Origin of the sequence: Bradyrhizobium sp. (assembly GCF_049519115.1) — a bacterium.
GTDB lineage: Bacteria > Pseudomonadota > Alphaproteobacteria > Rhizobiales > Xanthobacteraceae > Bradyrhizobium.
Genome location: NZ_JBEKRB010000011.1, coordinates 134,781 through 140,780, shown reverse-complemented (window position 1 = coordinate 140,780; position 6,000 = coordinate 134,781). Strand labels below are relative to the sequence as shown.

Sequence of the window (6,000 nt, the reverse complement as noted above, 5' to 3'; positions counted from 1 at the left end):
ACCAGATCAACCGCCTGCCGCTTGTAGTCGTCCGTAAACGACCGACGTTGACGTCCTTCCATCCGACACCTCCTGGCTCTTCGAGCCTACTACAGGTGTCCATCAGTTCGGAGGAGGTTCAAATATTGCTGCTGCAAAGCTACCCAAATTACGAAGAGTAAAGTGGCGATGATGCAGACTTGAACCCTTAAATCTCCTACCCATTTCCAGCCCTTCACTTCGTTTTCGCCGTCAGCCCGAGCGCTACCAATCGCCTTATGGCGTGTGCCCGAGTGAGCTTTTTGTCGCTCGACGACGCGATCCAAGCATCGATCGCCGCAAGCTCGGCGGGGTGCCATCGCTCGCCGATCTGAGTGCCCTTGCCAGTCGGCGCAGGCCCGCGCTTTTTCTTTGGTACCACACTTGTCTTTGCCATAAACCATGGTACCAGAATTGCGAGCCGTCGGGAAGGGTGCAGGCATAACCTCAATCATCGAAAGCGCTGAAATCCATCATCGAAAACTGACAGCGTGCATAGCACGCCACCCCTAAACTCGTCCTCGATCCGAGATCCCAATCCCCGTCTACAAACTGTGCGGACTCGGTGGATTCCTTTTCCCGTCAACTCGCTATCGGACAGCCCGAAACCGAAAACTCAACTAGTGACTCTCCTGGCGCCGTTGAGGCCACAACGTAATCAAGATTGACTTGAGCGTTTCTTGCGAGGCACACGCCCGCAACGTACGGGCGCAAAAAGTAAAGGCCGAGCGCCGGCGCCAATCAATCAGGAAGCGCAACCGGCAGCGGCGGCCGAACATGCCAGGAGGCCCAAGCGGTAACAAACCATCAACTTGATTTCGGTATGTTGCTGCTGTCGCGAGCCTAATATCGCGATCCTTTCGGATGAAACCCACAGGACCCGCCGGTCTCAACCCCGGCGGGTTTTGCTTGCGAGGCCCTGTCTGAGCGCCTTAAGCTGCAGTCGCGCGGTAAAAGGGAGTGCGGACGTGGCGGCAAAGATGTATTCGTGCACATCTCAGCCGTCGAGAAAGCAGGCCTGAGCAGCCTCAATGAGGGTGCCAAGGTGAGCTACGAAGAGACGGAAAACCGCGGAAAAACATCCGCGGAAAATCTGCGGGTTGGCTAGGTGATTGGATCAGCGTGCTAGCACAAAAAGCTACGCGCCAGGTTCGAAATATGGCGTCCGCCGGCGCCTGTGACTCGGCCCTTAAATCCCCGGCATCAAGAGTTTAGCAGGTGCTGCGCAAGGCTGACGAGAACTGGCTCACAATAGGGCATTCTGAACGAAACCTACCCTTAACTACGCGAGCGGAACTGAAACTGACAGTCATAATTGCCCCGCATTGATCGTCGAACGAAGCGCCATGGGTATTGCGTATGGCAATGTGCGGGTAACAGCGCTCGCGTCAGGGGCGCTACTGTTGTTGAGCCTATCGCTCGGCGGTTGCGCAAGTTCAGCGGGCGTCTCATCCTTGATGGACGCTCGAGCCGAAGTAACGGACCATCCCAAGACAACCACTTATCCGGCTGTGGAAGATGTGCCACCTAGGCCTGACAAACCTGCCATGACGGCCGACGAGCAGTCGAAGCTAAAGAAAGCTCTGATCGCTGCTCGCGAAGGACAGGCCAAGGAAAAGGCCAAAGAGGATGCTCTGCGCGCTGAACCTGCAAAGCCGTGACCTGTGAGCTTCTCTCTCGCCTAACCGCCCGTCATCACGCGCGTGTGGATCAAACCCGCCCCGGCATATAGGCCCGCAGTTTCGCTTTGGGCGGCGCCTTCGGTCCCGCGCCCTTCCCAGATTTCATGGAACTGACCTTCGAAAGCGTTATTGGTTTTAGCGTCGCTGACAGCCGCCCGTCAGGGCCTGCACGGTCGGCAGAACCTTCCCCCCAGCAGGGCCGGCCGTGCTCTTCGGGATCGAACTATTCCGCTGCAGACGCGTATTCCTGGATGAGCGAGAAACCAAAATTCCATTCGAGGATGATCAAGGACGGTCGTTGGACCGTTGCCGTAAGTACCGGATATGGCCCCGTCTCGCATGCCGGGAATTTTGCGACCGAGGAAGAGGCTAACTGTCAATCGGCTTGCAAATTTGACCCCGTATCGGCGTCCAATTTTTGGACGCCGATCCCCCGGCTTAGGGGGTCAATATTGCAGGCCGAATAACAACATAGAAGCCGATCCTTTCATTCGGCACTTGATAAAAGTGAGCCAAAATCAATCCGAAGGTAAAAAACACCGAATTATAAAGAAAAGACTGTGCAGACCATTAGCGTGAGCGCCAGGATGCTCCGCTGCCGGTACTTGCCGATCATGCCTGTAAATATCAGTCCTAGCCCAAATGATATACGCGGATGAACTTCTAGCCGTTAGCTCGGCTTCGTCAGTGTTTGCTTTGTAACGGCAGCCACCTTTTCTTCGATCTCCTTGACCACCGCTTCAGCTTGGTCGCTTCGGCAATGCGTCACTAGCCATCGGGGCTGCACTTTCAGTAATGTCTGCTTTACCGCCAAGGAAAGGACGCGGACTCCACTGCGATCAGCGTTACTGCGGACACAGATCATCCTTCGGATAATAGTGCTAGCCGCCATAGGACATCAGCGCATTATTCTCGGCGGACGTTTGTTCGAACGGCTTGCGGGCAATCATCCGACCGGATTCCAAATCACCGCGAGCGCGGCAATGGCGCACTCAACTCGTCAACGATGCGGTTGATCACAAGTCGCAAGAACTGATCGCGCGGGAGACCAGCATCGGTCTCCGAGACGTAGGCAACAAGCAATTCGACTAAGTGGTGTGAGCGGAGCCGGGCCTTGGAGACGCGGGAGTGATCATCCCTGATTTGGTCCTCGGCTAGAACGACGGCTTCAGTTTGATCGCTCATGTGATTCCCCAAGACCAAGATACAAGCGCATTGAAATGTAGCGGACAAGTTGTGGCGCTCGGAAATCCCCCGAAAAGCTAAGCCCTCCTTATAGGTCGGCTTCGAAAATAGGCTGCCTCATGCCAAATAGGAACTTCCGGCCCCAACGACGATTGCCTCGGAGGTTACGGAGATTCCGATGTCCCAGCACATAACCCGCGTGCGGCTGAGCCGCAGCGTCCTCGGCGCGCTTAGCGATGATCGTCTTTACGACGCCGCTATTTTCTGTGGCGCATCATTTTGCCGGGTAATTAATCGTCCCAAGTGCGCTGGCCGCAATCGCCGCACTCGAAGATGCGCGCTGCGCGTGCGGTCGTTGAATCGATAATGCTGCGAATAAACTGAACGGTCGCCAAGCATTTTTTGGCAAGTGAGTTCGGCTGGCGAGTCTTCAACAGCGAAGTCCGCCTGAAGGCTATTTTCGTTTTTTGATGCATCATCATGGTCGATCGTACCGACAGCGACCAATGGGTCTATCCGTTGAAATACCGGCCGGCGTTAGAAGCCGATGCGCAAGCGTTCTAACTGAAGACGCGACCGACGACGCCGCAACCAAACAGTAGGAAGCTGACATAAGCGAGGGCGAGAAACTCGCACGAGAAGAATGCTTGCTTCACGATCCCCTCCTGCGGCTGAAACTAGGAGTCACGTCGTAGGACACAAGCGTTGCCGGCCTATGTCATGCACTCCGCAGAATGGTTTCGTCGCACGCGATTGTTGTTCATAGGATTTCAAATCATAGGCCAACCTCACGTTAACCGTTCATTAACCATCTAAGTCGATGTTTTCGCTTACGAAGCGGTGGAACCAGGATGCTGGCAGCCGCCCGGTACGGCCGGCGGCGTAGCGCCCGCCGCCATTCCCTCGGGGAAACACGCAAGGAAGGCTCTCCGGAAGCAGCGAACAGGAGGCCTATGGTGCAGGAATTAGATCAAGCCATCCGCGAGCGCGCGTACCAGCTTTGGATCGAGAGCGGTCGTGACGATGGAAAAGCAGACGCTCATTGGCTGGCGGCGCAGCGAGAAATTCTGAGCGTATCGCTCGGTGATCTCGGCCGGCCGGCGTCTAGCGAAGCAAAGAAGATCGAAAAACCTAAGAAGGCGAAGGCGCCTCGGAAACGGCGCGCTGCTTAGGTAATCGCGAGGGGATTCACGCGACTGTGATTCGGCAGACAGGGAGCCGACGGCGTCTAACCGATCGGGCTCGATCTGCTTTAAATGTTATCTCGAATTGGCCGATCTCGAGGCCGAACAAACCAACAGCGCCAATCAAGGACTGTGGACGCGTTCGGTGGGCGATCGAGGACAGTTTCGAGACCGCGAAAAACGAATTCGGCCTCGATCACAACGAGAGCCGATCCTGGCATGGCTGGCATCGTCACGTTTCCATGGCTATGCTCGCCTTCGCCACCTGGTGTCCAGCTGCAACATCCATCGAGACGTACGGAAAGGATGCCTTTTACAGGATCACTGAGGAAGGCATCGCGGCAAAGACAGCGTTCATTCCACGCGCGAAACGATAAGCGAAGCGTTTCTCTCAGCTCAGGACCATCGATTCGGCGACGGCGACAAAGCTCGGGGCCATGCGGAACCAAGAGCAGTCCAGGGGCTTGACCGGATAAGGAGCACCCGGCTCGGGTGTCTTGGACCGATGGTGCGCGACGACAGCCGTCCCGGATTTCGATATCACCTCAAGGTCCATTCCTTCCGGACGTTGACGGTCATCCTAGCTTGGGTCTTTCTAGCCTTGGCTTTCTATCAGGACCCGGAAGTTCTCACCGGCGCGCAGCGGTTGATCCAGCGAGGCATCGAATTTGTCGGCGACAACATTCCGTCTCCTTGGGGTCCCCGGATAGAGTTTGTTTTTCGGGAGGTGGGCGGTCTGATCTGGCTGCAGATCACGCTTTTAGTATTGGCGCTTCGTGTCGCTCTCTCTGCACTCGCAATGGTGTTTCGCGGCTTTCGCCGCAGGTCGGTGCGCCGAGCGGGTGAGATCGGCGCGTGAGTCCCGCCTCGAACAGGCAGCTTCTTCCCTCGTGACGCAGATCGTGGAGGGGGTTTGTTCGACTTCAGCTAAGCCGCCAAACAAGCGTCTAAGAAATGGATGCATAGATCCCTGTTGTCCATTTAAAATTCCCTGTTCTTCGGAAAAACTTCCCTGATAGTTCGCTTAGGGAATCCACAGAAAAGTCCCTCCGGCACAGCGGTTTCTTGCTCTAAGACTTCCGCCTGTCTGCCTAAATTCGTAATTTTCCCTGTAAAATTCCCTGTTTTCAGGGAATTAGCCCGGAGACAGGTGCGATCTGCACTGCGTCGCCAGCCAGGTTTCACTCAGCAAAATCAGGTGCTTACCGAATCTGCCAGATTTTCATCTGAACGGGCGGTCGTCTTCCCGTTCTTTTCCAAGTCAGCGTCCTCAACACCAAGCGCGCCTTTGTGCGCGCAAGCAATACTGACTCGTACGACGACAAAAGAAAACATCGATTTTGTTGGTTGCCGCCGGCGAGGATCAAATATTGGCGTGCTTCTTCGATCTCATTCGTAAGCTGGCGTAATTCGGCGAAGACAGGCGTTGCAGAAAAACTTGCGCGCTTCTGATCTTCATTCATCATTGCGATCGCTAACAATTTATAGAGCATCCAGACGGCAGGATCGTCGGCTAAAAAACCGGAATTGAGGTAGTCCATTAGAATTTTGCGGTCGAATAGTGCCTGCACCATTCGCGACGCGCTTTTTCCCGACCATTCGGAGATTCTCGCGTTCGTCAGTGGCATAGGCCTTTTCGTACTGTCGTTTACCGTGATTACGATCAGTCTCTTCCCGATGATCGTGCCGCCTCATTTCACGTTGTGGCAGGCGGCGTCCTCGGACCGGACCCAGGCTTACTTGCTTGTCGGAACGCTGGTGCTACTGCCGGCCATCTTGATGTACACGATCTGGTCGTATTGGGTCTTTCGCGGCAAGGTGCGGGCCGACATCGGTTATCGCGGAGGCGCATCGAAAACGGCAATAACGAAGAAGTCGTGCGTTTTTCACATAAAAGGCAGCGCCGAATAGCACTTCAATTTGATTGAGGT

Annotated in this window: 7 protein-coding genes and 1 pseudogene; 5 read left to right on the top strand and 3 right to left on the bottom strand. The window is 55.4% G+C overall.

All coding sequences use genetic code 11. From position 1 onward, the window contains the following. The first annotated feature begins 937 nt into the window (after window positions 1-937). A complete protein-coding gene (locus ABSE61_RS11920) occupies window positions 938-1,126 on the top strand; it encodes a cold-shock protein (protein WP_423871308.1) in 189 nt (62 codons plus the stop codon). Window positions 1,127-2,666: 1,540 nt separating this feature from the next. Here the strand turns inward: ABSE61_RS11920 and ABSE61_RS11915 are convergent. Continuing rightward, window positions 2,667-2,885 carry a hypothetical protein gene (locus tag ABSE61_RS11915; protein ID WP_423871301.1) on the bottom strand — a complete coding sequence of 73 codons (219 nt, stop codon included), beginning with the start codon at window positions 2,883-2,885 and terminating at the stop codon, window positions 2,667-2,669. A gap of 246 nt (window positions 2,886-3,131) precedes the next feature. Then, the gene (locus ABSE61_RS11910) at window positions 3,132-3,392 is read right to left on the bottom strand and encodes a hypothetical protein (protein ID WP_423871300.1); all 261 of its coding nucleotides are present in this window, start codon (window positions 3,390-3,392) and stop codon (window positions 3,132-3,134) included. A 344-nt stretch (window positions 3,393-3,736) separates the two neighbouring features. On the opposite strand from ABSE61_RS11910, the gene ABSE61_RS11905 reads away from it, so the two are divergent. The 3 genes and pseudogenes from ABSE61_RS11905 (at window position 3,737) to ABSE61_RS11895 (ending at window position 4,928) form a co-directional block, all read left to right on the top strand. Further along, on the top strand, window positions 3,737-4,057 hold the full coding sequence (locus ABSE61_RS11905) for a DUF2934 domain-containing protein (protein ID WP_423871299.1): 321 nt from the start codon (window positions 3,737-3,739) through the stop codon (window positions 4,055-4,057). A gap of 155 nt (window positions 4,058-4,212) precedes the next feature. Then, window positions 4,213-4,332, top strand: a pseudogene (locus ABSE61_RS11900) (IS701 family transposase); the annotation flags it as partial. Between the two features lie 242 nt (window positions 4,333-4,574). Continuing rightward, window positions 4,575-4,928, top strand: a complete 354-nt coding sequence (locus ABSE61_RS11895; protein ID WP_423871298.1) for a hypothetical protein — start codon at window positions 4,575-4,577, stop codon at window positions 4,926-4,928. Window positions 4,929-5,271: 343 nt separating this feature from the next. Here ABSE61_RS11895 and ABSE61_RS11890 read toward each other — a convergent pair whose 3' ends face one another. After that, window positions 5,272-5,697 (bottom strand): hypothetical protein, encoded by a 426-nt coding sequence (locus tag ABSE61_RS11890; RefSeq protein WP_423871297.1) that lies wholly within the window; start codon window positions 5,695-5,697, stop codon window positions 5,272-5,274. Window positions 5,698-5,722: 25 nt separating this feature from the next. Between ABSE61_RS11890 and ABSE61_RS11885 the strand changes: the two genes are divergently transcribed. Beyond that, window positions 5,723-5,980 (top strand): cytochrome d ubiquinol oxidase subunit II, encoded by a 258-nt coding sequence (locus tag ABSE61_RS11885; RefSeq protein WP_423871296.1) that lies wholly within the window; start codon window positions 5,723-5,725, stop codon window positions 5,978-5,980. Window positions 5,981-6,000: the final 20 nt, after the last annotated feature.

Excerpts from the sequence above, each read along its gene's own strand:
- ABSE61_RS11915 (WP_423871301.1), bottom strand. The coding sequence starts at position 2,885 with ATGAGCGATCAAACTGAAGCCGTCGTTCTAGCCGAGGACCAAATCAGG.
- ABSE61_RS11905 (WP_423871299.1), top strand. The coding sequence starts at position 3,737 with ATGCTGGCAGCCGCCCGGTACGGCCGGCGGCGTAGCGCCCGCCGCCAT.
- ABSE61_RS11895 (WP_423871298.1), top strand. The coding sequence starts at position 4,575 with ATGGTGCGCGACGACAGCCGTCCCGGATTTCGATATCACCTCAAGGTC.
- ABSE61_RS11890 (WP_423871297.1), bottom strand. The coding sequence starts at position 5,697 with ATGCCACTGACGAACGCGAGAATCTCCGAATGGTCGGGAAAAAGCGCG.